This window comes from Exiguobacterium sp. s121 (assembly GCF_018617245.1).
GTDB lineage: Bacteria > Bacillota > Bacilli > Exiguobacteriales > Exiguobacteriaceae > Exiguobacterium > Exiguobacterium profundum.
In genome coordinates, this window is sequence record NZ_JACSJV010000001.1 from 1,466,477 (window position 1) to 1,492,421 (window position 25,945).

A 25,945-nucleotide genomic window follows, 5' to 3' on the forward strand; every position below is an offset into this window, starting at 1 on the left:
TTCACCTCATCCATCCATTTTTTCATAAAAGAAACTTTGCTTCATTGCATAGCCGTAACGTTTCGGTTGGAAAATTTGTTCCGTCCCACCGACAAATAGCATCCCACCTGGACGTAACGCCCGTTGGAACGACGTATATACCTTCTCTTTCGCCTCTTCAGTGAAGTAAATCAAGACATTTCGACAGACGATCAAATCAAAATTGCGTTCGTACACATCCGCTAACAAGTTATGCTTTTTAAACGTCACCAGCTGCTTGATTTCATCTGAAATATAATAGTCGTCGCCACGACGGGTAAAGTAGCGTTTCTGAAACTCCTCAGGCAAATCGATGAGCGCCCGTTCATGGTACTTTCCTTGCTTCGCTTTTTCGATGACGACATCATCTAAGTCCGTAGCCATAATTGAAAATTGAGATGGGGCAAGATGTTTCGACAACAACATGGCAAGTGAGTATGGCTCTTCTCCGGTTGAACAGGCAGCACTCCATACGCGAAGCTTCCCTTGACTCGAGCGAATCAGATGCGGGAGGATATCCTCTTCAAGCTGTTGCCAACGAATCGGGTTGCGATAAAATTCACTCACATTGATTGTCATCCGGTCGAGAAACTCTTCATAAAGTTGACGATCTGTATCCATCGCCTTCAAATACTCTAAAAACGATGCATACCCCTTCTTTTCGCGTAGTGCGACCATACGGCGCTTCATCTGCGCCTCTTTATATAAGTTCAAGTCAATACCCGACTTGATATAAAACTTTTTTACAAAGATGGCATAATCATTCATCACCAATTTCAACCTCAATTCTTTCTCATTTCCGCATTCTTGTGACCTCAGGCGATTCAAAGGGAATCAAAAAGGGACAGGTTTCCCCGTCCCTCGAAAAGTCATGAAACGTGTGAAGCCACTTCAGCGAACCAAAGTGAGAGTTCACGTTCCGCGCTATCCACACTATCAGAACCATGAATCACGTTTTGTGACATCGTCGATGCAAAATCACCGCGAATGGTTCCTGGTTGAGCATCCACTGGTTTCGTCTTCCCGATCATTAAACGAGAGACGGCCACGATGTCTTCCCCTTCCCATTCCATCGCAACGACAGGACCAGAAGTCAAAAACTCGACCAATTCACCAAAGAACGGCTTTTCTTTATGCTCTGCGTAGTGTGCCTCTGCGACCTCAACTGACGGTGTCACCATTTCGAGACGGTTCAACGTATATCCTTTGTTTTCGAAGCGTGAGATGATTTCCCCAATCAATCCACGTTTTACCCCATCAGGTTTAACCATTAAAAATGTCTTTTCCATTCCCCAAATCCCCCTAAGTCTATAAATGTGTACGTTGTACGTATTTAGTGTACACGGTCCAACACATTTTTGAAAGGGGTTACATGGGGCAATTACCATTTGCGTTTCCCAATATATTGCGCAATTTCAATTAACGACCGCTTGTCTGGAACATCCGGCAACCCGTCTAGTCGGCGGATGGCACGGTTGACGTAACGATCAATCGTCCGTTGACTGCGTTCTAACGTTCCGTTTCGTTGCACTTCCCGGACGAGAGATTTCGTCACTTCCGTATCCGTCGAGGCGTTCACTTGACGGAGGCGTTCATAAAAGTCGGAATCCTCAGATGAATATAGGAGCGGTAACGTTTTATGACCGTGCTTCAAATCTTCCCCGACTGGTTTACCGAGCTGAAAACTCTTAGCGGTAAAATCAAGCAAGTCATCCGTCATTTGAAAAGCCATACCGATGTCATATCCAAACAGACTTAATTGCCTCACGATTTGTGGAGACGCTCCAGAGATGACAGCTCCTGCCGCACAACTCGTTTCAATCAACAGAGCGGTCTTTCGCGCAATCCGATCTAAATAGCGCTTCGGTGATTGCCCCCACTCAAATTGATCTTGGATTTGATTGATTTCACCGACACAGATTCGTTCCATCGTATCTGCCATGATGCGCATCACTTCTGGTGAATCAATTTCGGATACGAGACGAATCGCTTCTCCGAATAACGTATTCCCTGTATACATCGCTACTGTTTCATCATATCGTTCCATCACGGTTGGTTTGCCACGACGGAGCATCGCGTCGTCGATGACATCGTCATGGACGAGTGATGCCATATGAATCAACTCAAGACTTGAGGCAACTTTCGTCAAACGGATATCTTTCGTCTCACCGAACCCGGCGCTCAGTAAGACGAAGGCGGGTCGGATGCGCTTGCCACCGGCATCGAGTAATTGGCGCGATGCCGATTCAATGACAGGGTGGTCCGTCCTGACTCGAGTAGATAAGAATTGATCGATTTGATCAATCTCTCGGTTCATATGACGATAAAGTCGCTTCAAAGACATGGTTCACCACTTCTTTCCTAGATGCATGGCACATGCACCTCCGGAGAATGTCTTCACTTCGACTTGTTCAAACCCGGCATCTTCGAACATCCGCTTGAGAGTCAAACGATCTGGGAACTGATCGGTTGACTCCTGCAACCACTTATACTGATCGTATGAACCGGCAAAGACCTTTCCAAAAAGCGGCATGACCGTTCCAAAGTAAAAACGGTACAACTCTTTAAAAAGCGGTGCTGTCGGTTGGCTCGTCTCGAGACAAACAACCGTTCCACCTGGTTTCAAGACACGGTGCATTTCACGCAAGACCGTCATATAGTCCGGAACGTTTCGGAGTCCAAATCCGATTGTGACATAGTCAAAGGAGTTGTCACCAAACGGAAGAGCCATCGCATTTCCATGAAGCAATTCGATGTTCGGCCAAGATTTGACCTTTTCCTCTCCCACTTTTAGCATGTTTTCTGAAAAATCGAGTCCTTTCACAACTCCCGTGTTTCCGGCAGCATCCGCTAATTGAATCGTCCAGTCAGCAGTCCCGCAACAAACGTCTAAACATTTAGCCCCCGGAAAGACGTTCATTTTTTTCATCGTTGTCCGTCGCCACCATTTATGAAGTCGGAAGCTGATAATCGAGTTCATCGTATCGTAGCTCGGAGAAATGGACTGAAATACTTCGTATACTTTTTGCTCTTTTTCTATCGGTTGCAACGCGTAACATCCTTTCCGTTCTAAGCGACCGCATGCGCGAGCAACGTCGTGAGTTGCTCTTTTTGGTCTTGTCTAAGCGCTGTCGCTTTCATTTCAATCATTCGTTTCCCGCTCGTTGTCAAATAAGGTTGTTCAATCAGTTCGGAAAGTGTTTGAATCAATCCGACGTTCGCTTCGAGCCAAACGTTCATTGAAACGTTCTTCTCAAGCAATAAGGTGCACTTCGCCGCATTGACCCGCTGTACAGACTGACCGAATCGATCACTGTATGATGATGGAAAGTCCGTCAAGATTTTATAAAACTGAGCCGATGCAAAGTCCCCGGCGAGCACTTTTAATTGGCGTGCCAAAGACCCGTTCGGGCTACTGTTTACTTGGTCGTGTAAATCAAGCGCTTGATGTGCGAAATAGGTTGCCATCACGAGTTGTCGATGCTCAATCGATTCCAAATCAATCATCTCGACCATCCAACGAAGCAATAACATGTCGACGGCTGGTACAACCTCGTGTTTCGTCAAATAGGGATGATTCATACGTGTTTCGATTTGACGAGCAAGGTCTGTGACAACGAATTCATTTGTCAACTGTTCCATGCTATCCCCCCTCGTCCACTTCATTGTCATTCTGACATAGTATAGCACATTTTTGTCACATTCACGTCATTCGAACTCGTAAACCCAACAAAAAAAGCCGCCTTTCGGCGACTTATGTATTGCAGATTACTTGACCGCATCTTTGAGCGCTTTACCTGCTTTGAATGCAGGAACTTTGCTCGCTGGGATTTCGATATCTTCTTTTGTACGTGGGTTACGACCTTTACGGGCAGCACGCTCACGAACTTCAAAAGTACCAAAACCGATCAATTGAATTTTCTCACCGTTTTGGAGTGCTTCAGTGATTGATTCAAACGTAGCTTCTACGATTTTCGTTGCTTCTTTTTTAGAAACATCGGCTTTCTCAGTAACAGCTTGGATCAATTCAGTTTTGTTCATCACGATTCACCTCCTCTCACAGGGAGTTTACGGGATTAATCATATCGTACAAACGTTGATATGACAACATTTTTTGCATGATTTCGCGACATTCACTATCAAAACAGGTTCAGTTGTTTAAAAAAACGACTTCTCCTTGTTCATCAATTGTGTATCCTTGCGAATAAGCTGGGGCGAATGGAGCATCTTTATAGAGCAAATAACGAATATCTTCGCCAATTTCCGGTGACTCATCCGTCTTTTGAAGCGCTTCCTTCACATCTTCGCGATAGTCTACAAACAGTTGTCCCGTGCCATCCACATAGATCGGAAGTTCACGATCCGAATAAGGACTTGGAATGGACGGCTCTTCTGTGACAAAGATTTTATCATAATCGAGCGTGAACTGATTCTTACCTAATGATCCGTCAAATGGGAACTTGCCTTCTTTTGCCCGAAATGCGTTGATGTTCGTTTGAAGTTGTTGCAACCGCTCAGACACACGCAAGTCGATCAGCTTCACGGTCGGTTCCGTCTCGACATCGACGAGGATATATTGGAACAACCCGCCACCTTCGAAACTATTCGCCGGTGGGTCCGCTAAATAGCCAGGTACGAGACGAGCGAATTCAACTGGGTAACGCTCCATGAGAGGCGTTTCTGCTGGTTTCGTTTTGATTGGTAATACCCCAGATTGCTCACGATAGGCATCGACCGCACTTTGTACCGTATTCAATTGATCTTCGTACGGGATATTGTTGGCCCGCTCTGATTCAGGAAACATACACCCTGCTAACAGTGTCGTCAAAACCAAACTGATAGCGACAATCTTTTTTTTCATCACGTTTATCCTCCAGTCGGTCCTGAGACGACGACAAAAATCATGATTACAGTCCCAAATAAGAAAATGATGAAAGCAATCAGTCTGACGAGCGTGGCGAACCAACCGCTCAGTTTCGTATGACTGAGTGCGACCATTAATGCAGCGATGGCGAAAGCCCCGATCCCTGCGAATGATATCCACATTTTGATGAGTGACGGTGTCACGTCTATCCCCCTACTTTCTCTATGTTCTCCAGACTTCAAGTTTAGCAAAAAAAAGCGAGGAACTGAACGAAAACGTCAGCTCCTCTCTCAATCTGTCTATTCTTCAAAATGAAAAACTTGTTCCATCTCGTGTTTTTGCGGGCGTCTCATCAATTTTTTCACTTCATCATGAGGACTCTTCCCTTCAAACAACACGTTATAGAGAGCCTCTGTGATCGGCATCTCCACACCCGCTTCTTTGGCGAGGGAATGGGCTGCTTCACAGGCACGGACGCCTTCGACGACCATTCCCATGTTCCCGAGAACGTCTTCTAATTTTTCACCACGACCGATGGCGTTACCAGCTCGCCAGTTACGGCTATGTTGTGACGTCGCCGTCACAATCAAGTCTCCGATCCCTGTCAATCCTGAGAACGAGGCCGGGTTCGCTCCAAGCTTCACGCCAAGTCGAGCAATTTCGACAATCCCACGAGTCATGAGGGCAGCTTTCGCGTTGTCCCCATAACCAAGCCCATCCGTCATACCCGCCGCTAGGGCGATGATATTTTTCAGTGCTCCACCGTACTCGGCTCCTACGACATCAGAATTCAAGTACACGCGGAACTGATCGTTTGTGAGGAGCTCCTGCACTTCATCCGCGACATCAAGGTCGGCACATGCGATTGTGATGGTCGTCGGTTTACGGACCGCAACCTCTTCAGCATGAGTCGGTCCAGTTAATACACCGATTGCCCGACGCTTAGAAGGATCGATTTCTTCGGCGATGATTTCTGAAAGGCGCTTATGCGTTTTTGGTTCGATCCCCTTCGCGGCATGAACGATGGTGACAGGTTCCGTCAACAATGTGTTCAATTCCTTTGAGACAGGACGAATCGCCGAACTCGGGACGACGAGAAAGACGATACTTCGACCGTCTAACGCTTCTTTCAAGTTCGTCGTCGCACGAATTGATTCAGGTAATGGCGCGTCTTTCAAATAAAACGAGTTCGTATGTGACGAATTGATTTCATCCACATGTTCTTGTTCACGTCCATAGAGCAGGACATCATGGCCATTATCCGCTAACACGAGCGAGATGGCCGTTCCCCAGCTCCCCGCTCCGATGACAGCTACGTTTGCCATAAGTGGCACCCCCGTTATTAGTTTTTCTGACGAGCCACGATGTGAATCGGTGTCCCGGTGAAGTCAAATGCTTTACGGATTTGATTCTCTAAATAACGTTTATACGAAAAATGCAACAACTCAGGATCGTTGACAAACAAGACGAACGTCGGCGGCTCGATGGCCACTTGAGTTGCGTAGTTGATCTTCAATCGTTGTCCTTTATCCGTCGGTGTCGGGTTCATCGCGACTGCATCGACGATGACATCGTTCAATACGCTCGTCGAGATACGACGGCGATGTGTTTCTGCCACTTGTTTGATGACAGGCAACAATGTCTGCAAGCGTTTTGACGTGAGCGCTGATAAGAAGACAACCGGCGCATAGTCGAGGAATAAGAATTCTTGACGAATCTTCTCTTCCATCTTCTTCATCGTCTTATCATCTTTTTCGACGGCATCCCATTTATTGACGACGATGACAATCGCCTTCCCGGCTTCATGCGCGAGACCTGCGACACGCTTGTCCTGCTCGATGATTCCTTCTTCCCCGTCGAGGACGACGAGAACCACGTTCGAGCGTTCAATCGCCTTTTGTGCGCGCATGACACTATAACGCTCTGTCGATTCATATACTTTTCCGCGTTTACGCATACCTGCCGTATCGATGATGACGTACTCTTGTCCGTCACGTGTGAACGGTGTATCAATCGCATCGCGAGTCGTACCTGCAATGTTTGAAACGATGACACGCTCTTCACCGAGGATTGAGTTCGTCAAGCTTGATTTCCCTACGTTCGGGCGACCGATCAATGAGAACTGAATCACGTCTTCGTTGTATTCGTACTCGTCTTTTTCTGGAGCGAGTTCAAATACTTGGTCTAACAAGTCACCGAGTCCTAACCCGTGCGTACCCGAAATCGGGAACGGATCTCCGAATCCGAGGGAATAAAACTCATACATGAGATCTCGCATTTCAAAGTTATCGACTTTGTTGACGGCAAGAACGATCGGTTTATTCGAACGGAACAACAAGTTCGCAACCTCTTCATCAGCCGCCGTGATCCCTTCACGTCCATTCACCATGAAGATGATGACGTCTGCTTCATCGATGGCGAGTTCCGCCTGATGACGCATTTGAACGAGCAACGGCTCGTCCCCTACTTCGATCCCACCTGTATCGATTAAATGGAACTTACGGTTGAGCCACTCTCCTGTTCCGTAAATACGGTCACGTGTGACACCCGGTTTATCATCGACGATCGAGACACGATCACCGATGATACGGTTAAAAATTGTGGATTTTCCGATATTCGGACGGCCAACGATGGCCACTACTGGAATTCCCATAACAACACCTCACTAACTTTCTATCAAAATTTCATCATTTCATCATTTCGAAACGCAACTTACCTATCATATCACAGGCAAAATTAAGTGACCATACAAAAAGAAGCGGGAGCATGACTCCCGCTTGAACGATCATCTTATTTAGAGTCGTCCGAAGAATCATCACCTGTCAATTCCGAGACAGAGAATCCTCCTTGGTCGCTATATTCATCAAGTAACGCTTGATCATCATCTTGACGAGTCGGTTCAGATGATTCGAGCGCACGCATCGACAATGAGATTTTCTTATCATCGAGATGAACATCTAGCACCTTCACCTTCACTTCTTGGCCTTCTGACAAGACTTCAGACGGCGTCGCGATGTGACGGTTCGCAATTTGCGAGATGTGAAGCAGACCTTCCACTTGTGGTGCGACTTCGACGAACGCACCGAACGTCACGAGACGTTTGACAGTTCCTTCGATGACATCTCCCGGCTGGATCTTCCCTTCGATGGTTTCCCACGGACCAGGTTGTGTCTCTTTAATGGAAAGTTTCACTTTTTCATTATCTAAGTCGAGCCCGAGCACTTTCACTTTCACGCGGTCGCCTTCAGTTACGACGTCGCTCGGCTTCTCGACGCGGCTATGTGCCATTTCCGAGATGTGAACGAGACCGTCCACGCCACCGATATCGACGAACGCCCCAAAATCAGTTAATCGTTGGACTGTTCCTTCGATTACTTGTCCGACTTCAAGCGATTCGAGCGTTTCTGATTTCTTCGCGCTCATCTCTTCTTCGACAACTGCTTTATGTGACAAGATGACGCGATTTTTTTCGCGGTCAATCTCGACGACTTTTACGGTAATTGGGTTATTCAAGTATGACGAGAAGTCTTCGACGAAGTGACTTTCGACAAGGGATGCAGGGATAAATCCACGGATTCCAATATCGACGACAAGACCACCTTTGACCTTATCTTTCACCATCACTTCAAACACTTCACCTGATTCGAATTTTTCAACGATGCGATCCCATGCTGCTTCGGCATCGACGTCTTTTTTCGAAACGACTACTTCTTCGTCCGTGACCTTTTTCACTTTGACACGAATCTCGTCGTTCACTCGGAGTGATTCGTTTAAATCGTCTAGATGCATGCTTGATACTTCGCTAATTGGCAAAATCGCTTCGGTTTTATAACCGATATCGATCAGCGCTTGCTTATCCTCGATTTTGACGACTGTTCCGGTCACAATTTGACCACGATTAATTTCAAAATCAGGCATATCTTTCATTTCTTCGACCATTCCAACACTACCCCCTCACGATGAGTACAAAAAGGAGCGCCAAAGGCGCTTACACCTAGTATAAATCTCTTATAATTCCGAGAATTTGTCAAGGCGTTATGAAGATTGTACCTCTATTGAAAGAAGTTTAAACCTCAATTCCACAATCCGTTTTTTACTTCGTGAACGAGTGCTTCAAGTAGAGTTCGGAAATCGTATCCATGATCAAGTCGGCCGCTTCTTGCGCACTCGCCTTACGTGCTTTCAATTCTGACAAGTCGATCGGCTTCCCGATAACGACACGGAGTTTTGCGCGAAACTTATACTTGCCAATGATGGCAATCGGTAAAATATGTGCATCCGAACGCATCGCAAAAAAACCGACACCGGCTTGCGCCTTTCCAAGCGTACCGTCTTTTGAACGCGTTCCTTCCGGAAAGATAGAGATGACTTCATCCTCTTTCAACTTTTGAAGCACGACACGAAGCGCTTGTCGGTCACCTTCCCCACGAGATACTGGAATCTGACCTGCACGCTTCAAAATATGCTTCAGTACCGGGACACTAAAAAGTTCTTTCTTCGCAAAAAATCGGAGCGGACGCTGCTTTGGAATCGCACATGCGAGAAGCACCGGGTCCCAATTTGACTGATGGTTCGAACAGACAAGGATCGACCCGTCCATCGGAACATTCTCCCGACCGATGAATTCGACCTGAAACGAGAAGCGTTGAATGACGTTCACGACGCCTCTCGCCAATCGATACATGCCGAACGGTCCATTGTTTAATGGCTTGCTCATGCTTTCACCTCTTCAATTAATCGTTCAATTGCTTGAACCACTCCGTCAATGGACAACGTCGTCGTATCGAGGAAATGGGCATCTTCAGCTTGACGGAGAGGTGCCACTTCACGCTCAGAATCGCGTTTGTCACGAAGCGCAATCTCTTCGATCAGTTGTTCATAGTCGCTCGGGATGCCTTTCGAGATATTTTCTTCATGGCGACGACGGGCACGTTCTTCGACCGAAGCGGTCATAAACACTTTTAAATCGGCATTCGGCAAGACATGTGTTCCGATATCGCGGCCGTCCATGACGACACCGCCTTCTTTAGCCAAATCACGTTGAAGGTCCATCAAGGCATCACGCACTTCAGGTTGACGTGCGACGAAACTGACGTTATTCGTCACTTCACTCGAGCGAATGACAGACGTCACTTCTTCCTCACCGTCAAATACGCGTTGTCCCTCTTCCGATGGGACGAGTCGTAATGACATGTCCTCGATCATCTGAGCAAGTGCTGGTCCATCTTCGAGCGCAATCCCTTCGTTCAAGGCGCGATACGTTACCGCCCGATAGATTGCACCTGTATCGATGTACACATACCCTAATTGTTTCGCAAGCGACTTGGCAATCGTACTTTTCCCAGCACCCGCCGGTCCGTCTAAAGCAATTTGTAATGATTTTTTCATACAAAACGGGTATCGAGTGTTCCCGATACCCTCCTCCTCTCGGTCAATAATCCCGAGAACATCATAACAGTTTTTTATCTTGAAGAAAATACAGACCCTGTCCGCTTTCGCGCTTCAAGCTGAACACGGAAGCAGTATCGTAAAATCGTCTCTTGGTCACGAGGGGTCAAATCTTCAAATGCCAGAGACAGTTCTTCTTTCACTTCCTGTTTATGTATGCGCACAAGACGGCTCTTAAGACGGAAGTTCTGGGGCGAGCCATGCTCATCCTCAATTCGAAACACGACAATCAGGGACTCATCTACTTCGATTGGAGCGCGGTTGGCGATGATTTTCATCCCCCCAGCAGATATGTCAAGAGATGTTGTTTCGAACGATTCGAAACTTTCCTCATCGGTTGCAAGAACGGTCACGTCAATCATTTCTGGAACACGTAAATATTCACGACGCTGAATCCGTTTGATTTTTTTCTCATCTGGCAAATTGAACGCATAGCGTAATGTCATTTGGGCATCGCTGATTCGCTTCACGACTTTCGTGTCGAATGCGAACAGCTGATTGTCTCCTTGGAAGAAAAAGACCCGCATGGCCTCCTCTTCATGTAAAAAAAATGTTTTGAGCGTCATCATGTCACTCGGCGACTCAATCCATACGACTTGATCGGTTATGGCTGCAATTTTCGTTTTCCCCTCTGCACGCCCTTCCACTTCGATTCTCAGTTCTTGACCTTCTTTTAACATACTGATTCTTCCCCTTTATTTAAATTGTCGACGATTGGACAAGTTTGCCGCTCGCACGAGTAAAAGTGCCACGGTCCATAAAATGACGATATAAAGCACGGCAGGAAGCTTTTGATTCGGTTCGAGTATCAAAATCAAATCAAACGTTCCGTGGATGACCGTCGCAGAAAAGATTGCCATGAACAGCCAGAGCCGTTCTCGAATCGAATGCTTCGCTCGTCCTAAGCAGTACCCCATCACGACCGCGAACAAAGCGTGCCCGCTCACAGGCAGGATTGCTCGCCAAATCGCAATTTCTAATGAATCGTACACCCATAAGTATAAAAAATTCTCTAAAGTCGCAAAGCCTAATGAGCAGGCGACCGCATAGAGAATCCCGTCGTAGTAATCATCAAAGACTTTATGTATATATATTGTATAATAAATCATAAACCATTTAAAAAACTCTTCAAGCAGGGCAGTGGCGACATACGCCTGCCAAAACGGTCCAGTAAGCACTCCCTCTTCAACGAACGCATATTGGATAAACATGATCGGGAACACGAGAACGGCTCCGGCCACGAAAGAACGAATCACATATCCGAGCGGTTCTGCCTCCAACTCATGGCGTAGATAGAAGTAGGAAAGAAGGGCGAGCCCAGGTGCAACCGCAGACAAGGCGATTGCGATCATGATGCATCTCTCCTTTCTCTCCCTAGCATACACTGAATTGTCTGAAAGAAAAAGTAGAGAACGCCTAGAAAATGGAAATCTTCATAAAAATAATTAGGAGGACACTTATGAATCATTTATTACTGATCCACACCGGCGGTACTATCGCCATGTCACAATCCGGCACAGGACACGTCGAACCGAGCGATGTCAATCCAATCGACGCCACCCTTCCGAAAGCGACGGATATTGCTCACATTACAACAAAGCACTTTTCAAATATCCCGTCACCTCACATGACTCCAGAGAAGATGCTTGAATTGGCACAGTTCATCCAACGTGAACTGACACAAGACACGTATGACGGAGTCGTCATCACGCACGGTACCGATACATTAGAAGAGACGGCTTACTTCTTACAAATCACGCTCGGTGCGCCTGTCCCAATCGTGTTGACAGGAGCGATGCGGTCCTCGAACGAGGTCGGTTCGGACGGAGAATTTAATTTGATCACAGCGCTTCGCGTCGCAAAAAGCGAAGCGGCTCGTGGAAAAGGCGTGCTTGTCGTTTTCAACGGTGAGATTCATTCGGCATTTAACGTGACCAAAACGCACACGTCTTCAGTCGACACATTCAAGTCTGTGCACTTCGGTAACGTGGGTATGGTCACAAAGGACCATGTACTCATCTATAGTCAACCAGCAACGAGACAACCGAAAATGATTCCGTCCATCTCAAAACGTGTAGCCGTGTTGAAAGTCGTCGCAGGAATGGAACCAGATTTACTTGAATCTGTAATCACGCTTGGGTACGACGGACTCGTCCTTGAAGTGTTAGGGCAAGGAAACGTTCCGCCGACCCTCTTGTCCGCACTAGAACATTTAGTCAAAGAGATTCCCGTCGTGATTGTCAGCCGTTGCTTCAACGGAATCGTTCAAGATGTTTACGGTTACGACGGGGGTGGCAAACAACTGAAAGAGATGGGTGTCATTTTTTCAAACGGATTGAATTCACAAAAAGCTCGTTTACGACTCCTCGTCGAACTCGAGTCCGGCTCATCCCAGTCAGTCATGGAACATAGCTTTAGCTTCCAGCAATAACCTTGCGCAACTGCGCCCCCTTCCCTACAATGAGCAAAGAGGTGATATTCAGTGAACAAACAAGCGATTATTGTAGGTGCCGGGCCATGCGGTCTCTCGGCCGCCATCGAACTGGAGAAGATCGGAGTCTCTTGTACGGTGATTGAGCGCGGAAATATCGTCGACGCCATCTATCGGTATCCGACGCATCAAACGTTCTTCTCTTCCGCGAGCTTGCTCGAGATCGGAGACATTCCGTTCATATGTAAGGATTTGAAGCCACGTCGTCAAGATGCACTCGTCTATTATCGAGAAGTCGTCACACGTACCGGTTTAAACGTCCACCCGTTCGAAACGGTCGAGTCGGTCGATAAAAAAAGTGACCGATTCGTTGTGACATCAAGACATGAACGACGTGGCGAAACCATTCGCGAAGCGGACTATGTGATTTTAGCAACAGGCTATTATGGACGTCCTCGTCTGCTTGACGTACCTGGCGAAACGTTGCCGCACGTCCATCACTATTTCAACGAGGCACATCCTTATTATCGACAACACGTCACGATCATCGGCGGGAAAAATTCCGCTGTCGATGCGGCAATCGAACTCGAAAAGGCTGGTGCCTTTGTGACGGTACTCTATCGAGGCGATTCGTATAGCCCTTCCGTCAAACCATGGGTTCTTCCAAACTTCGATTCACTCGTCCGTCATGAGAAAGTTCGAATGGAGTTTGAGGCGACAATCGAACGCATCACCGATGATGGCGTCTACTACCGGCAACACGGTGAAGAGAAGCATGTCTATGCAGATCATGTCTTCGCGATGACCGGTTATCAGCCCGACCACCATCTGTTCGAGAGTGCAGGCATTGTGATCGATGAAGAGAGTGGTGTCCCGACATACGATGAAGAAACGTTTGAAACAAATGTCGAACACCTCTTCATTGCGGGCGTGGTCGCAGCCGGAAACGATGCGAACAAGATCTTCATTGAGAACGGTAGATTCCACGGCAAGGCGATTGCCGATACGATTGCGAACCGCATTAACGTATAAAAAAGTTCGGTCAACTTGAGTTGACCGAACTTTTTTTGATTAGACCCAGCCACGGAAACGTGAGGCTTCCGCCATTTTGCGTACGCCGACCATGTAGGCGGCGAGACGCATATCGACTTTACGGGCTGAAGATGTATTGTATACCGTATTGAACGAGTGAACGAGTACTTTTTCAAGTTTTTCCTCAACTTCTTCTTCCGTCCAATAGTAACCTTGGTTGTTTTGTACCCATTCGAAGTACGAAACCGTGACCCCACCACTTGACGCCAACACGTCCGGCACGAGGAGAATTCCACGTTCAGTCAAGATTTTCGTTGCTTCGTTCGTCGTCGGACCGTTGGCTGCCTCGACCACAATCGATGCTTTAATCGCGTCCGCATTGTCTTCTGTAATTTGATTCTCAATCGCAGCTGGGACTAAAATATCACAATCGAGCTCTAACATTTCTTTGTTCGAGATCGTGTTTTTAAATAATGTCGAAATCGTACCGAATGAATCGCGACGATCTAACAAATACGGGATATCGAGACCATTCTCATCATGGATAGCTCCGTAAGCGTCACTGACCGCAATCACTTTCGCCCCTGCATCGTACATGAATTTAGAAAGGAAACTTCCCGCGTTCCCGAATCCTTGGACGACGACCCGCGCACCTTTCAATTCGATTCCGCGACGAAGTGCCGCTTCACGAATCATGATGGCCACACCTTTTGCCGTCGCTGTCTCACGACCATGCGACCCGCCAAGAACGAGCGGTTTTCCTGTGATGAATCCAGGTGAGTTGAATTCATCGATGCGACTGTATTCATCCATCATCCATGCCATGATTTGTGAGTTTGTGAACACGTCCGGAGCCGGGATATCTTTTGTAGGTCCAACAATTTGACTGATGGCACGGACATATCCGCGACTCAAACGTTCGATTTCACGGAAACTCATCTCGCGTGGGTCACAGACGATTCCGCCTTTCCCACCACCGTAAGGCAAGTCTACGATTCCTGCTTTTAGACTCATCCATACTGATAATGCTTTGACTTCTACCTCCGTTACGCTCGGGTGGAACCGAATTCCCCCTTTAGTCGGTCCGACCGCATCATTATGTTGAGCGCGATAGCCTGTGAAGATCTTCGTTGAACCATCGTCCATGCGAACAGGGATCCGAACGGTCAGCATGCGAAGCGGTTCTTTTAATAACTCGTACATCTCATCTGGATAGCCGAGTTTATCTAAAGCTTCGTGAATTACCTCTTGTGTCGATTCCAAGATGTTTTTTCGTTTTTGATGACCTTTTTCTTGATCCGTAATCATGAAGGTTTCCTCCCCTAAATTGTCAATTCTCCCCCAAGAATTAACCTCGTATTCGTTTAAAAGTATAGCTGATACGCGTTCAATTTGAAAGGGCTTTTCAAAAATAATGAAAGCGTTTTCTTGATGGATGGCGTAATCCAGATGTCTTACTTCGCTACGCGCTCAAGTGCGAGCTCGATAAAGCGTTCCAAAAGCTCGCCGTACGAGATTCCGACTGTCTTGGCACTATCCGGAAACAGGCTAAGCGGCGTCATGCCCGGCAGAGTATTCGTCTCTAGAATGTAGGCTTTTCCCTCTTCTGAAACGAGGAAGTCAGAGCGCGAATATCCTGAACAACCGAGCGCGCGATGCGCAAGGACTGCCGCCTGTTGAACCTCCGCTGTCAGCTCGACCGAGATTTCAGCCGGACAGACATGAATCGAACCACCTTCCGTATACTTCGATTCATAGTCGTAAAATTCATTTTTTGGAATGATTTCAATGACAGGAAGAGCCTCTTCTTTCCCAAAGTTCCCGATGACGGGAACTGTCAGCTCTTTCCCTTTGATGTACTGCTCGACAAGTACCGCTGAATCACAAGCAAACGCCTTTTCAATTCCTTCACGTAACATCGTTTCGTCCATTGCAATCGTCAGACCATTCGATGATCCTTCTTGCGCTGGTTTGACGACACATGGGAACTCCATTCCCCACTCAGCGACTTTTGCATCGATTGATTCCCGTGACTCGATTAAGACGTCACGAGCGACTCGGATACCGGATGCCGCGAAGATGATTTTTGCTCTCGCTTTATCCATCGCCAGAGCAGATGCCAAGACACCTGATCCCGTATAAGGAATTCCAGCCATTTCTAATAACGATTGCACACGACCATCTTCACCATACTTCCCGTGCAACGCACTGACGACGACGTCGACATCCAATGTTAACAGCTCGTTCGCCCGTTTCGGATGAAAGTCAATGGCCGTGACCTCATGACCACGTTCCGTCAACGCTTCTATCATCCCTTGCCCGCTCGTGAGAGATACCTCTCGTTCTCCTGACACTCCACCATATAAAACAGCGACTTTCATTCCAATCTCTCCTTCAACTAGCTACTGAAAATTCAAGTCTAATCATAACACGGACACCCTAAAAACAATAGGAACAGAAAAGTAAAAAAGCCGTACTCATGCGAATGCATCGTACAGCTCTTTCACGGCTTGTTCAGTTTGAATCGTCTTTCCGTATTCCATCATGACGTACGGACTGACCGTAGTCGTCTTGCCGTACTCGGACAAAATGGCCGCGAGTCGTTCTTCTACCTGCGAAGGAAGAACCTCAACGAAGTGAAGGTAGTAATGACCGTTGTAATGATAAAGCGTGCCACCCTGCTCGGTTTCATGTATATGCGGGAAAAGACGAATCGAAGCGTTGATCACATCTTCAATGTCCTCGAACTGATAAATCAAATGATGGATTACATCAATCGTTAATCGAATCTCGACCTGCTCGACATCGAGCTCAGCAATCGCTTCACCTTTTTGAACATCGATGACGAGTCCATCGCGAGGGAACATTGTCACATTCAAATCGACCGCTCCTTGCGGTGAAAATCCGTACTCACTTTCTGCTGTTTCAAGTAGTTCTTTCCACAGCTGCTGACCGTTTTCCCCCACGATCGTATCGATTGCGATTCCACGTAACGAGAGCTCATTCGCAGTCACATATACACGAAGATGTTCTTTTGTTTGTTTTTCAAATCTCAATCGAAAACCTCCAGTGAATAGTCAATCCTAATAATAAGCTACTCCCGTTTTCATCCCGTGTCAAATAGTTGATAACCATTTTGTCCACTCTTCAGGAGTGTCGCCAAGAAATGACCCATTGAATCGACCTCTCTCCAGACTGACCGCATATCCACCGGCACCGATTTTTAAGTCAGGATGCTCGTTTTGAATATAATCCATCGCCTCTAACAAGTTCGGAATATGCTCAGTCAACGTACATGCGAAGATGAGACAAGAAGTGTCGATATCATGTAACGCTTTACTCAAATCTTCTTTTGGGAAACCCGCTCCCAAAAAGATGACGTCGTATCCATGTTGTCGCAAATAGAGCGTGACAAACAATAATCCGATCTCATGCATCTCCCCGGGTGCACAGACACACGTGATACGTGGCAGGAACGGGTTCATCGGCATTTGAAGGGACAGCGTCGAAAGCCGTGCTCGTAAAAATGCCGTGGCGAAATGCTCGTGGGCAATCGTAATCGAGCCATTCTCCCATCGTGAACCGATTTCCATGAGCAGCGGCCCAATCACATCCTTCGTCACTTTTTCAAAACTGAACGTATTAAACGCACGATTGATCAAATCATGGGCCGTCCGTTCATCAAATGAGAGCAACGCATGGAGCAGCCCGTCTTTCAACTCTTCATCGTATAGTTTGGCCGTTGTCGGTTCTGGCTCAGGCGCTTGATGAAGTTGTTGAATGGCTTGTGAGACAGAAAGCCCTTCTTTCTGCTTATCCACGACCCATTTGATTTTTTCGACATCTTGATCTGAATATAGGCGGTGACCGGATTCCGTTCGGCTCGGCACGATAAACTGATAGCGACGTTCCCAAGCCCGAATGGTCGTCGGATTGACGCCGGTCAACGTCGCCACGGTTTTAATGGAGTATTTCGGCATTTCCGCCCTCCTCTCTTACTCGTTCTTATGATATAAGTATATCCTCAATGCAAGAGGTTTACCCCTTTTATTGTGCAATCGAGAATTTTTTAAGTATAAAAAAAGATGCGAACTCTGTTCGCACCTCGCTTAAAATATGGCATGTCGCCCGATATATATGAAAATGAGAATAATCGCTAGCATGGCGAAGGTCAATGTCATCGCCAACGGGCGCTTCATCCAGTTATCATTTAACTTCCTCTTCCGTTCGCCCTCTTGCCTCTCAGCTCGAGACGGCAACGTGTCCGCCAATTGCTCGCGTAAAGAATCCGCCTGATTCCGATGTCGCAACGTATGCCCTCCTTTACCTTTTTTATCATTTTACTATGATATTATTCAAAGGAAAAGATTTGCGTCAACCGAATTTTCCATTCTGTCACATTTTTTCGGACGATTTGTGTTGTATCCGGGAACAGAATCGGCCCACAAACATCACAACATTCTTCTTGATCGACTGTTTGTTCGGAGAAATAACGGAGCAAGTAATCGCGTCGGCATGTCCGGATGAGGGCATAATCCATCATCTGCCCGAGTTGACGATACCGATCTCGCTTTCTTTCTTTTACCCAATCGAGGGCTTCTTGAAGCGAACGTTCTGTCAACAATTGCTTCAGCAGGAGAAACTTCGGGTCTTCTTCGTTCATCCGTAACAATCTTGGTAGTTGCGCGAGTGACGTCCCATTCTCACGTTCAAAGTAGGCTAATCGCATGTCCTCATCTTTCGGATATTGACCGTCTATTAAAAACTGTTGAATGCGTTCGTCCCCGTCCGCATACAGGAGGACTGCAAACGCCGGATGACCATCGCGTCCCGCCCGCCCGATTTCCTGCATGTATGCCTCGACGGTAGCCGGCAATTGGAAATGAACGACGGAACGGACATTATCTTTGTTCACACCCATCCCGAACGCACTAGTGCATACCATGACCGACACTTCGTCCCGTAAAAACTGGGACTGCACGAGTCGCCTGTCTTCCGTAGACATGCCTCCGTGGTAAAACAAAGCGTCCTCTAGCTCAAAGGCTAACGCCTCCGCTTCGCGACGGGTCGCCGTGTAAACGACTGCAGGTTTTGGAATCTCTTGAATCAACTCTTTTAATCGCTCAAGTTTCTTCTCTTTCTCCAATCGTTCAACCAACAATCGTATTTCCGGACGATTGGCGGAGTGGACGAATTGTTCGGGTGAGAACAGTGCCAACTTTTCAATGATGTCCTGTTTCACGCCTTCTGGCGCAGTCGCCGTGACCGCCATACATTGGGGGCTCCCAATCTGTTTTCGCAACTCACCTAAACGCGCATACTCAGGACGGAACTCATGCCCCCATTGTGAGATACAGTGCGCCTCGTCAATGACGAGCATTTGAATTTTCACATTCGCCAGAGCACGCGTCACATAAGGAACGGCCAATTGTTCGGGTGAAAGATATAAAAAACGGTAACGTTTCAAATGGTTGATGATGTCCTGCTTCTCTTCAGCCGATTCCATCGACGTCAAACGAGCGACACCACGCTCTCCCCGTTCTCGTATATGAAGCATCTGGTCCTCAATGAGTGAGAGTAACGGCGAAACAATCACCGTGAGCCCTTGATTTTTAATATAAGAAGGGAGTTGGAACGTCAGCGATTTCCCCGCCCCCGTCGGCATGACGGCCAATACATCCTGCCCTTCGATCACGGCATGTATGATGTCGTGTTGCCCAGGACGAAACGATTCATACCCGAACACTCGTTTTAATGTCGCTTCATACAAAACTCTCACCTCGTTTCAGTCTGGCGAAGACGAGTCGAATTTGAAAATAACTGACACGCCCCATTTTCTCAAATATCGGTTTGAGCGCCCAGCTATCCGGATGCCGCAACTCTTCAATCGTGACCACATCCTCCATCGGTACAAATTGTTCGAGCGGGAAGACTTCTAAATACATCGCCATCTCGACGACATGGTCTTCAATCGTACTCGTACGTAAACGCCGTTTCGCTTGAACCTGTTGGAACGTGTACCCCTTTAAGAACAATTCATATGACTCACGTGCTGAATAAGTCATCCGGTCCGTCGATAAGCCGTACGTAAACCCCCGTAGTTTGGCATCATCCGGCAAGACCATCAACAGTTCGTTCCATCCGGCCAAAAAATACAAACGAGCCGTTTCGGCATCAACATGAAGCAGGCTGGCGATTTGTTCATATGTCAAACCCGTCTCAAACGCTCCTGTGAATCGATAGACGACGGCCGTCGCATACGGGTCCCCGATTTGTTCAAGTGCTTGTTCAATCTCTTGATGAAACGTTCGCATGAGCGCTTTCCAATCCCGATCAAGATGTAACAACTGCTTGACCCATTGCTCTGCTGGACGATCGGCTTGTACAGGATAAAATGTACGGGCGTGTTCTTTTGACATGAACGTCTGCACGAACAAACTCAAGCGTTTCCATGTGGTCGCGTTATAATCACGGCGTTCCCCGCCCAACCGCTTGAATAGTTGCTCAACCGATTCAGGTGAAGCTAGTAGTTCTCCCGCCTCTGTCAATCTAAATCGTTTACGATCGAGCCATCCTCGTTTTTCAATTTGTTTTAGCACAGACTCGTATGAATAAGCCGTCTGCGGAAACTGTCCAAAAAGAGGCTCCAACTCGTAAAAAAATGCGTCCTGTAGCGTTGTGGCCGAACGCTTTCCATTCAGGACATGGTAGAGACTTCGCTCACTCCGTTCTCCATTTAATCGTTTAATGGCCAGCAGTAGAACTCCATCCGCTAAATGAACCAAATCGTCACTTCCTTAAAAAAATCATTATCCTACCAAAAAGACGCTCGTTTCCTCATTGAAATAATTGGGTATGTAGACTACAATTACTCATAGTCAGTAGAATGATTTCTAAGAGAAACGAACCGTTTGGAGGGTTATTATCATGGCAAAATTTACAATCGTCGATAAAGATACATGTATCGCATGCGGAGCTTGCGGCGCGGCAGCACCAGATATTTACGATTATGATGATGAAGGTCTTGCGTTCAACTTAATGGATGACAACACAGGTACTGTTGAAATCCCAGATGAGTTATACGAAGACATGATGGATGCATTCGAGGGTTGTCCGACAGACTCGATCAAAGTAGCGGACGAGTCGTTCGACGGGGACGCTTTAAAATTCGAATAATCGTGAAAGACATATCGGTCCTTTGACCGATATGTCTTTTTTATGTTTCTCGCATGTAACCTAGTCTAATCATGACATCTCTAGGCAAGTATATCAAAAAAGGTTGTTTGGCTTAAGCACCAAACAACCTGGATGAAATGGACATATGTCCTATCTCGAATTAACGTTTCCCTTTAATATAAGGAATACCGACCGACTTCGGCGCATCCGCACGACCAACGAGTCCAGCGAGAGCAAGAATCGTGAGCGCGTATGGCGCAATCAAGAGCAAGAGCTGCGGCACGTTGTTGATGACCGGCAAGTTGCTTCCGATAATCGAAAGGGCTTGAGCGAATCCAAAGAACAATCCGGCACCAAGCGCACCGAGCGGATTCCATTTACCGAAAATCATTGCGGCAATCGCCAAGAATCCTTGACCAACGATTGTCGTTCCACTGAAGTTCGTCGTGACCGTTACAGCATAAACCGCTCCGGCAAGACCACCAAACGCACCAGAGAGCATGACGCCCATGAAGCGCATTTTCGTGACGTTGATTCCCATCGTATCAGCGGCCATCGGATGTTCACCGACCGAACGAAGACGAAGTCCAAACGGCGTCTTGAAGATGACGAACCAGACGACGAACGCCAAGGCGATAGCAACGAACGACGTGTACTGGACGTTAATAAAGAACATCTTTAACACGGGAATATCTGATAAAAAGGGTACATTCTCTTTTGCGATCCGATACTCGATAAAGTCGGTCTGTCCTTTGTTGTAAAGAACACGCACGACGAAGATGGCGAGACCGATGGCGAGCATGTTGATGGCCACCCCGAGAACCGTCTGGTCCGCACGCCAAAGGATGGCAGGAACAGCCAAGAAGAGGGAGAACAATGCACCGACTACCATGGCAACAAGTAAGGCAATCCATGGACTAGAGGCTCCGACACCTAAATCAGTCAAGGTGAGCGTCGTGATGATTCCTGTCGCGGCACCGATGACCATGATTCCTTCAAGGGCGATGTTGACGACACCAGAACGTTCACTGAAAATTCCACCAAGTGCTGCGATAATGAGTGGAGTCGCATAGGCAAGCGCAACCGGTACGACGATATAAAGGACTTCTAAGAAGTTCATTTTTTCTCCACTCCTTTCTTACGATTTCCTTTAAGTTTCTCAACGACATAGTTGATCGCATATCCAGACGCTACAAAGATGACGATGGCTGCGATGATGACTTTGACAAGCTCTGACGGTACGTTCGCACCAAGTTGCATCGCCAATCCGCCGATGTTCAACCCTGCGAAGAGAATCGCTGCTAAAATGACTCCAATCGCGGTGTTCGCACCAAGAAGGGCAACGGCGATCCCGTCAAATCCAACACCGGTGAACGATGCCGAGAGGGTCATACTACCGAATGTTCCAAGACCCTCCATCGCACCTGCGAGACCAGCGAACATACCGGAGATGACGAACGACAGGACGATGTTACGGTTGACGCTCATCCCTGCGTACTGTGATGCATGTTTGTTGAATCCAACGGCACGTAACTCATAACCGAGTGTCGTACGTTGAAGGATGTAGTAGTACACGATTGCTGCAAGCACAGCGACAAGCACACCCCAGTGAAGACGTGAATACGTCGTCAACTCTTGGAGCCATGGCGAAGCAAGTGACGCTGAATCGTTGATTGACTCCGTACGCTCGTTCGTTACGCCGATGACGTTACGTAAAATCGCGTTTGTCGTGTATAAGGCAATATAGTTCATCATGATAGACGTAATGACTTCATGAACATAAAACTTCGCTTTCAAGAACCCAGGAACGAACGCCCAAATTGCTGCTGCAACCATTGCCGCTAGAAGTGCGAGCGGTAAATGGATAAACATCGGCAAGTCGAAGTTAATTCCTACATAGACGGCTGCGACCCACCCAATTAACACTTGTCCTTCTACCCCGATGTTGAATAGCCCTGTACGGAAGGCGAACGCAACCGCAAGACCTGAGAAAATAAGTGGGGCTGCAGCACGCAATGTTTCACCGACGGCATACGGACTACCGAACATGCCTTCAAATAACGAGATAAACCCTTGAACCGGGTCGTATCCACCAATCAACATGACGATAGCACCGACGAGTAGTCCTAAAATGATGGATAGGAATGGAATGAGAAGTTGGTTTAAACTTAATTTTTTCATTCTGTTTCGTCCCCTCTCTTACCGCCGGCCATCAAGAAGCCTAGCTCTTGCTCCGTCGTCACTTTCGGATCACGAATCCCTACAATTTTTCCTTCGTAGAGAACAGCGATACGGTCGGATACGTGTAAAATCTCATCAAGTTCAAACGAGATGAGTAAGACGGCGCGTCCTTTTTCACGTTCTTTAATAAGCTGCTCGTGAATAAATTCAATCGCACCTACGTCGAGACCACGAGTCGGTTGAGCGGCGATGAGTAAATCTGGTGAGCGATCGACTTCACGTGCAATGATTGCTTTCTGTTGGTTCCCTCCCGAGAGAGCACGCGCTGGAACATCAATTGATGGAGTTCGGACGTCAAACTTCTCAATCAACGCCTTCGCCTTCTCAGCCACAGCTTTATAGTTCATGAGACCTCGTTTCGAGAACGGTTCTTTATAGTACGTTTGAAGTACCATGTTGTCACGAATCGAGTAGTCAAGAACAAGTCCGTGTTTATGACGATCTTGCGGGATGTGTCCGATCCCTGCCTCGGTCATCTTACGCGGCGTGTGTCCTGTGACATCTTTTCCGTTGAGCAACACTTTACCAGACTCCGGCTTTTTCAAACCTGAAATGGCTTCAATCAACTCCGTCTGACCATTCCCGTCAATCCCGGCAATTCCAAGTACTTCTCCAGCACGAATCTGTAAATCCAATCCTTCAACGACTTTCAAACCGCGACCATCTTTGACGACGAGGTTTTGAACGTCCAGAACGACTTGTTGTGGATCGGCTTTCGAATATTCTGCATCAAAGTTTACTTCGCGACCAACCATCATTTCAGCTAAACTGTCTTCATTTACCGTCTCGTCGACCTCGACCGTTCCAATGTAGCGTCCACGACGAATGACAGTACAGCGGTCCGCAACTTGCATGATTTCCTTCAGCTTGTGCGTAATCAAGATGATCGACTTACCTTCAGCAATCAGACGTTTCATAATTTGGATAAGTTCTTGAATCTCTTGTGGTGTCAACACTGCCGTCGGTTCATCAAAAATCAGAATATCTGCTCCACGATAGAGCGTCTTCAAGATTTCAACACGTTGTTGCATGCCGACTGAAATATCTTCAATCTTCGCATCCGGATCAATTCTAAGTCCGTATTGCTCCGAAATCTCCATGACCTTCTTCCGAGCAGTGGCGCGATCGATTGTGATGCCACTCTTTGGCTCAAGACCAAGAATGATATTTTCAGTGACCGTGAATTTTTCAACCAACATAAAGTGTTGATGGACCATTCCGATCCCAAGTTCGTTGGCGATGTTCGGATTTTCAATATTCACTTTCTTTCCGTGTACGCGAATCTCTCCGCCTTCAGGCTGATAGAGACCAAACAACACGTTCATGAGCGTCGATTTCCCGGCCCCGTTTTCTCCTAAAAGTGCATGGATTTCTCCTTTACGCAATTGGAGCGTGATATTGTCGTTCGCAACGAACGTACCGAACTCTTTTCGAATATTTAGCATTTCAATTACATATTCCAAGGAAGTTCACCCCTAACTTTAAGTAAAGGGAGACCACATGGGTCCCCCCTCAACTCAAACAAATTATTTTACGTTTTTCATGAACTCTTCGAACTCAGCGTCAGTTGCTGGTGCAACAACATCACCATCGATGATTTGTTGACGATACTCATCAACTTTAGTGAGCACGTCTGCAGCAACGTTTTCTTCAGAAGTTGGTGCGATTCCTACACCTTCATCTTTAAGTGAGAATTCAACCACTTCACCAGCTGGGAACTTACCGTCCATTGCCATTTTCGACACTTCGAGTGTCGCTGTATCTACACGTTTAACCATTGACGTAAGAGTAACGTTCTCTGGAAGACCTTCTTCGTACTGGTCACGGTCAACCCCGATGACCCAAACTTCTTCACCGTTTTTCTTACGGTTTTTCGCTTCAGTGAATACACCTACACCTGTACCACCAGCTGCATGATAGATGATATCAGATCCTGATCCATACATACCTGACGCAATTGCAGTTCCTTTTTCAGCTGAGTTGAAGTCTTCAGCATATTTTACGTCGATTGTCGCATCAGGGTTTACAGCCATGACACCAGCTTTAAATCCATTTTCAAACTTCTTGATCAAGTCTGATTCTACTCCACCGATGAAACCAACTTTATCAGTCGTCGTTGTAAGACCAGCTACTACACCTACGAGGAATGAACCTTCTTGTTCCTTAAACGTGATTGAAGCAACGTTCGGTGCATCTACAACCGAGTCAACGATTGCAAAGTTGTTATCAGGGAATTGTTCTGCAACTTTTCCGATATCCTCTGCCATCAAGAAACCGATTCCGTAGATCAAATCAAATTGATCACGTGCCAATTGTTGCAAGTTAGGCTGATAGTCTGCTTGTTTTGCTGATTGAAGATATTTATATCCTTCGTTTTCAGTTAAGCTATTTTCTTCACCAAACTTTTTCAAACCTTCCCAAGCTGATTGGTTGAATGACTTGTCATCAACACCACCAGTATCCGTGACCATTGCAACTTTGAAGTCGCTACCTTCTCCGCCTTCACCGTTTGAAGATGAGCCTTCGTTGTCATCTCCACCGCATGCTGCGAGTACTGTAGAGAGTGTGAGTCCTGCTGCTAAAGCTGAGAGAATCGTTTTCTTTTTGTTCATCATCGTCGTGTTTCCCCTTTCGGTTCATAACAATTTTTGTTGTCATGTTATCAGTAGTCTTTACACCGGTATAAGAAAGCGCTTTCACGCTATTCCCCAAAAATAACTCTTCCGTCCAGAAAC

General features: G+C 47.0%; 29 protein-coding genes and 1 pseudogene. 3 read left to right on the top strand and 27 right to left on the bottom strand.

The window, feature by feature from the left end; all coding sequences use genetic code 11:
• Positions 1 to 6: 6 nt before the first annotated feature.
• From KOG47_RS07555 to prsW, 15 genes are all read right to left on the bottom strand, one after another.
• A complete protein-coding gene (locus KOG47_RS07555; RefSeq protein ID WP_159562127.1) occupies positions 7 to 786 on the bottom strand; it encodes a CheR family methyltransferase in 780 nt (259 codons plus the stop codon).
• 101 nt (positions 787 to 887) lie between these two features.
• Entirely contained in the window at positions 888 to 1,307 is a 420-nt protein-coding gene (ndk, locus tag KOG47_RS07560) for a nucleoside-diphosphate kinase (RefSeq protein ID WP_015881469.1), read from the bottom strand.
• Positions 1,308 to 1,399: 92 nt separating this feature from the next.
• A complete protein-coding gene (locus KOG47_RS07565) occupies positions 1,400 to 2,362 on the bottom strand; it encodes a polyprenyl synthetase family protein (protein WP_074037186.1) in 963 nt (320 codons plus the stop codon).
• Positions 2,363 to 2,365: 3 nt separating this feature from the next.
• On the bottom strand, positions 2,366 to 3,067 hold the full coding sequence (locus KOG47_RS07570) for a demethylmenaquinone methyltransferase (RefSeq protein WP_015881467.1): 702 nt from the start codon (positions 3,065 to 3,067) through the stop codon (positions 2,366 to 2,368).
• Between the two features lie 20 nt (positions 3,068 to 3,087).
• The gene (locus KOG47_RS07575) at positions 3,088 to 3,660 is read right to left on the bottom strand and encodes a heptaprenyl diphosphate synthase component 1 (RefSeq protein ID WP_215244036.1); all 573 of its coding nucleotides are present in this window, start codon (positions 3,658 to 3,660) and stop codon (positions 3,088 to 3,090) included.
• Between the two features lie 126 nt (positions 3,661 to 3,786).
• Positions 3,787 to 4,059: an HU family DNA-binding protein gene (locus KOG47_RS07580; RefSeq protein WP_015881465.1), complete on the bottom strand. Its 273-nt coding sequence runs from the start codon at positions 4,057 to 4,059 to the stop codon at positions 3,787 to 3,789.
• 109 nt (positions 4,060 to 4,168) lie between these two features.
• The gene (locus tag KOG47_RS07585) at positions 4,169 to 4,879 is read right to left on the bottom strand and encodes a hypothetical protein (protein WP_214691036.1); all 711 of its coding nucleotides are present in this window, start codon (positions 4,877 to 4,879) and stop codon (positions 4,169 to 4,171) included.
• Positions 4,880 to 4,884: 5 nt separating this feature from the next.
• A complete protein-coding gene (locus KOG47_RS07590; RefSeq protein WP_015881463.1) occupies positions 4,885 to 5,085 on the bottom strand; it encodes a DUF2768 domain-containing protein in 201 nt (66 codons plus the stop codon).
• Between the two features lie 96 nt (positions 5,086 to 5,181).
• On the bottom strand, positions 5,182 to 6,207 hold the full coding sequence (locus KOG47_RS07595; protein WP_196430566.1) for an NAD(P)H-dependent glycerol-3-phosphate dehydrogenase: 1,026 nt from the start codon (positions 6,205 to 6,207) through the stop codon (positions 5,182 to 5,184).
• A 17-nt stretch (positions 6,208 to 6,224) separates the two neighbouring features.
• Positions 6,225 to 7,535, bottom strand: coding sequence for a ribosome biogenesis GTPase Der (gene der, locus KOG47_RS07600; protein ID WP_015881461.1), 1,311 nt, complete (start codon positions 7,533 to 7,535; stop codon positions 6,225 to 6,227).
• A gap of 137 nt (positions 7,536 to 7,672) precedes the next feature.
• Entirely contained in the window at positions 7,673 to 8,821 is a 1,149-nt protein-coding gene (gene rpsA, locus KOG47_RS07605; RefSeq protein WP_214691037.1) for a 30S ribosomal protein S1, read from the bottom strand.
• 154 nt (positions 8,822 to 8,975) lie between these two features.
• Positions 8,976 to 9,599, bottom strand: coding sequence for a lysophospholipid acyltransferase family protein (locus KOG47_RS07610; RefSeq protein WP_159562123.1), 624 nt, complete (start codon positions 9,597 to 9,599; stop codon positions 8,976 to 8,978).
• Entirely contained in the window at positions 9,596 to 10,270 is a 675-nt protein-coding gene (gene cmk, locus KOG47_RS07615; RefSeq protein WP_074037194.1) for a (d)CMP kinase, read from the bottom strand. The genes KOG47_RS07610 and cmk overlap by 4 nt, the downstream gene beginning before the upstream one ends.
• Positions 10,271 to 10,344: 74 nt before the next feature.
• Entirely contained in the window at positions 10,345 to 11,010 is a 666-nt protein-coding gene (locus tag KOG47_RS07620; RefSeq protein WP_074037195.1) for a flagellar brake protein, read from the bottom strand.
• Between the two features lie 15 nt (positions 11,011 to 11,025).
• Positions 11,026 to 11,682, bottom strand: coding sequence for a glutamic-type intramembrane protease PrsW (gene prsW / locus KOG47_RS07625; RefSeq protein ID WP_074037196.1), 657 nt, complete (start codon positions 11,680 to 11,682; stop codon positions 11,026 to 11,028).
• Positions 11,683 to 11,789: 107 nt separating this feature from the next.
• Here prsW and KOG47_RS07630 point away from each other — a divergent pair, with 107 nt between their 5' ends.
• Together KOG47_RS07630 and KOG47_RS07635 are read left to right on the top strand one after the other, a co-directional pair.
• Entirely contained in the window at positions 11,790 to 12,761 is a 972-nt protein-coding gene (locus tag KOG47_RS07630; protein WP_159562121.1) for an asparaginase, read from the top strand.
• A 51-nt stretch (positions 12,762 to 12,812) separates the two neighbouring features.
• The gene (locus KOG47_RS07635; protein ID WP_159562120.1) at positions 12,813 to 13,793 is read left to right on the top strand and encodes a YpdA family putative bacillithiol disulfide reductase; all 981 of its coding nucleotides are present in this window, start codon (positions 12,813 to 12,815) and stop codon (positions 13,791 to 13,793) included.
• A gap of 39 nt (positions 13,794 to 13,832) precedes the next feature.
• Here KOG47_RS07635 and KOG47_RS07640 read toward each other — a convergent pair whose 3' ends face one another.
• From KOG47_RS07640 to KOG47_RS07670, 8 genes and pseudogenes are all read right to left on the bottom strand, one after another.
• On the bottom strand, positions 13,833 to 15,101 hold the full coding sequence (locus KOG47_RS07640) for a Glu/Leu/Phe/Val family dehydrogenase (RefSeq protein ID WP_015881453.1): 1,269 nt from the start codon (positions 15,099 to 15,101) through the stop codon (positions 13,833 to 13,835).
• 146 nt (positions 15,102 to 15,247) lie between these two features.
• Positions 15,248 to 16,174, bottom strand: a complete 927-nt coding sequence (locus tag KOG47_RS07645; protein ID WP_214691038.1) for a D-alanine--D-alanine ligase — start codon at positions 16,172 to 16,174, stop codon at positions 15,248 to 15,250.
• A gap of 96 nt (positions 16,175 to 16,270) precedes the next feature.
• Entirely contained in the window at positions 16,271 to 16,849 is a 579-nt protein-coding gene (locus KOG47_RS07650) for an adaptor protein MecA (RefSeq protein WP_074037201.1), read from the bottom strand.
• 60 nt (positions 16,850 to 16,909) lie between these two features.
• Entirely contained in the window at positions 16,910 to 17,773 is an 864-nt protein-coding gene (locus KOG47_RS07655) for a MerR family transcriptional regulator (protein ID WP_215244037.1), read from the bottom strand.
• 129 nt (positions 17,774 to 17,902) lie between these two features.
• On the bottom strand, positions 17,903 to 18,103 hold the full coding sequence (locus tag KOG47_RS07660; protein WP_015881449.1) for a hypothetical protein: 201 nt from the start codon (positions 18,101 to 18,103) through the stop codon (positions 17,903 to 17,905).
• Positions 18,104 to 18,144: 41 nt separating this feature from the next.
• Positions 18,145 to 18,522, bottom strand: a complete 378-nt coding sequence (locus KOG47_RS14915) for a RecQ family zinc-binding domain-containing protein (RefSeq protein ID WP_483297346.1) — start codon at positions 18,520 to 18,522, stop codon at positions 18,145 to 18,147.
• A gap of 87 nt (positions 18,523 to 18,609) precedes the next feature.
• Positions 18,610 to 19,572 (bottom strand): annotated as a pseudogene (locus KOG47_RS07665) (RecQ family ATP-dependent DNA helicase); the annotation flags it as partial.
• A complete protein-coding gene (locus KOG47_RS07670; RefSeq protein ID WP_214691041.1) occupies positions 19,556 to 20,578 on the bottom strand; it encodes a YpbB family protein in 1,023 nt (340 codons plus the stop codon). The gene KOG47_RS07670 and the pseudogene KOG47_RS07665, both read right to left, overlap by 17 nt.
• Positions 20,579 to 20,720: 142 nt before the next feature.
• Here KOG47_RS07670 and KOG47_RS07675 point away from each other — a divergent pair, with 142 nt between their 5' ends.
• On the top strand, positions 20,721 to 20,969 hold the full coding sequence (locus KOG47_RS07675) for a ferredoxin (protein ID WP_015881446.1): 249 nt from the start codon (positions 20,721 to 20,723) through the stop codon (positions 20,967 to 20,969).
• A gap of 160 nt (positions 20,970 to 21,129) precedes the next feature.
• Here the strand turns inward: KOG47_RS07675 and KOG47_RS07680 are convergent, their stop codons facing one another.
• The 4 genes from KOG47_RS07680 to KOG47_RS07695 all read right to left on the bottom strand — a co-directional run bounded on the left by KOG47_RS07680 (position 21,130) and on the right by KOG47_RS07695 (position 25,822).
• Complete coding sequence (locus KOG47_RS07680; protein WP_015881445.1) at positions 21,130 to 22,089, bottom strand: ABC transporter permease; 960 nt, start codon at positions 22,087 to 22,089, stop codon at positions 21,130 to 21,132.
• Positions 22,086 to 23,150 carry an ABC transporter permease gene (locus KOG47_RS07685; RefSeq protein ID WP_214691043.1) on the bottom strand — a complete coding sequence of 355 codons (1,065 nt, stop codon included), beginning with the start codon at positions 23,148 to 23,150 and terminating at the stop codon, positions 22,086 to 22,088. Before KOG47_RS07685 ends, KOG47_RS07680 begins: the two co-directional genes overlap by 4 nt.
• Positions 23,147 to 24,673 carry an ABC transporter ATP-binding protein gene (locus KOG47_RS07690; protein ID WP_215244039.1) on the bottom strand — a complete coding sequence of 509 codons (1,527 nt, stop codon included), beginning with the start codon at positions 24,671 to 24,673 and terminating at the stop codon, positions 23,147 to 23,149. Before KOG47_RS07690 ends, KOG47_RS07685 begins: the two co-directional genes overlap by 4 nt.
• A gap of 63 nt (positions 24,674 to 24,736) precedes the next feature.
• The gene (locus KOG47_RS07695) at positions 24,737 to 25,822 is read right to left on the bottom strand and encodes a BMP family lipoprotein (protein ID WP_078147920.1); all 1,086 of its coding nucleotides are present in this window, start codon (positions 25,820 to 25,822) and stop codon (positions 24,737 to 24,739) included.
• Positions 25,823 to 25,945: the final 123 nt, after the last annotated feature.

Excerpts from the sequence above, each read along its gene's own strand:
- KOG47_RS07585 (WP_214691036.1), bottom strand. The coding sequence starts at position 4,879 with ATGAAAAAAAAGATTGTCGCTATCAGTTTGGTTTTGACGACACTGTTA.
- KOG47_RS07580 (WP_015881465.1), bottom strand. The coding sequence starts at position 4,059 with ATGAACAAAACTGAATTGATCCAAGCTGTTACTGAGAAAGCCGATGTT.
- rpsA (WP_214691037.1), bottom strand. The coding sequence starts at position 8,821 with ATGGTCGAAGAAATGAAAGATATGCCTGATTTTGAAATTAATCGTGGT.
- KOG47_RS07655 (WP_215244037.1), bottom strand. The coding sequence starts at position 17,773 with ATGCCGAAATACTCCATTAAAACCGTGGCGACGTTGACCGGCGTCAAT.
- KOG47_RS07565 (WP_074037186.1), bottom strand. The coding sequence starts at position 2,362 with ATGTCTTTGAAGCGACTTTATCGTCATATGAACCGAGAGATTGATCAA.
- KOG47_RS07610 (WP_159562123.1), bottom strand. The coding sequence starts at position 9,599 with ATGAGCAAGCCATTAAACAATGGACCGTTCGGCATGTATCGATTGGCG.
- KOG47_RS07695 (WP_078147920.1), bottom strand. The coding sequence starts at position 25,822 with ATGAACAAAAAGAAAACGATTCTCTCAGCTTTAGCAGCAGGACTCACA.
- ndk (WP_015881469.1), bottom strand. The coding sequence starts at position 1,307 with ATGGAAAAGACATTTTTAATGGTTAAACCTGATGGGGTAAAACGTGGA.
- KOG47_RS07630 (WP_159562121.1), top strand. The coding sequence starts at position 11,790 with ATGAATCATTTATTACTGATCCACACCGGCGGTACTATCGCCATGTCA.
- der (WP_015881461.1), bottom strand. The coding sequence starts at position 7,535 with ATGGGAATTCCAGTAGTGGCCATCGTTGGCCGTCCGAATATCGGAAAA.
- KOG47_RS14915 (WP_483297346.1), bottom strand. The coding sequence starts at position 18,522 with ATGCGATTAGCCTACTTTGAACGTGAGAATGGGACGTCACTCGCGCAA.
- KOG47_RS07680 (WP_015881445.1), bottom strand. The coding sequence starts at position 22,089 with ATGAACTTCTTAGAAGTCCTTTATATCGTCGTACCGGTTGCGCTTGCC.
- cmk (WP_074037194.1), bottom strand. The coding sequence starts at position 10,270 with ATGAAAAAATCATTACAAATTGCTTTAGACGGACCGGCGGGTGCTGGG.
- KOG47_RS07595 (WP_196430566.1), bottom strand. The coding sequence starts at position 6,207 with ATGGCAAACGTAGCTGTCATCGGAGCGGGGAGCTGGGGAACGGCCATC.
- KOG47_RS07620 (WP_074037195.1), bottom strand. The coding sequence starts at position 11,010 with ATGTTAAAAGAAGGTCAAGAACTGAGAATCGAAGTGGAAGGGCGTGCA.
- KOG47_RS07645 (WP_214691038.1), bottom strand. The coding sequence starts at position 16,174 with ATGAAAGTCGCTGTTTTATATGGTGGAGTGTCAGGAGAACGAGAGGTA.
- KOG47_RS07675 (WP_015881446.1), top strand. The coding sequence starts at position 20,721 with ATGGCAAAATTTACAATCGTCGATAAAGATACATGTATCGCATGCGGA.
- prsW (WP_074037196.1), bottom strand. The coding sequence starts at position 11,682 with ATGATCGCAATCGCCTTGTCTGCGGTTGCACCTGGGCTCGCCCTTCTT.
- KOG47_RS07640 (WP_015881453.1), bottom strand. The coding sequence starts at position 15,101 with ATGATTACGGATCAAGAAAAAGGTCATCAAAAACGAAAAAACATCTTG.
- KOG47_RS07685 (WP_214691043.1), bottom strand. The coding sequence starts at position 23,150 with ATGAAAAAATTAAGTTTAAACCAACTTCTCATTCCATTCCTATCCATC.
- KOG47_RS07575 (WP_215244036.1), bottom strand. The coding sequence starts at position 3,660 with ATGGAACAGTTGACAAATGAATTCGTTGTCACAGACCTTGCTCGTCAA.
- KOG47_RS07555 (WP_159562127.1), bottom strand. The coding sequence starts at position 786 with ATGAATGATTATGCCATCTTTGTAAAAAAGTTTTATATCAAGTCGGGT.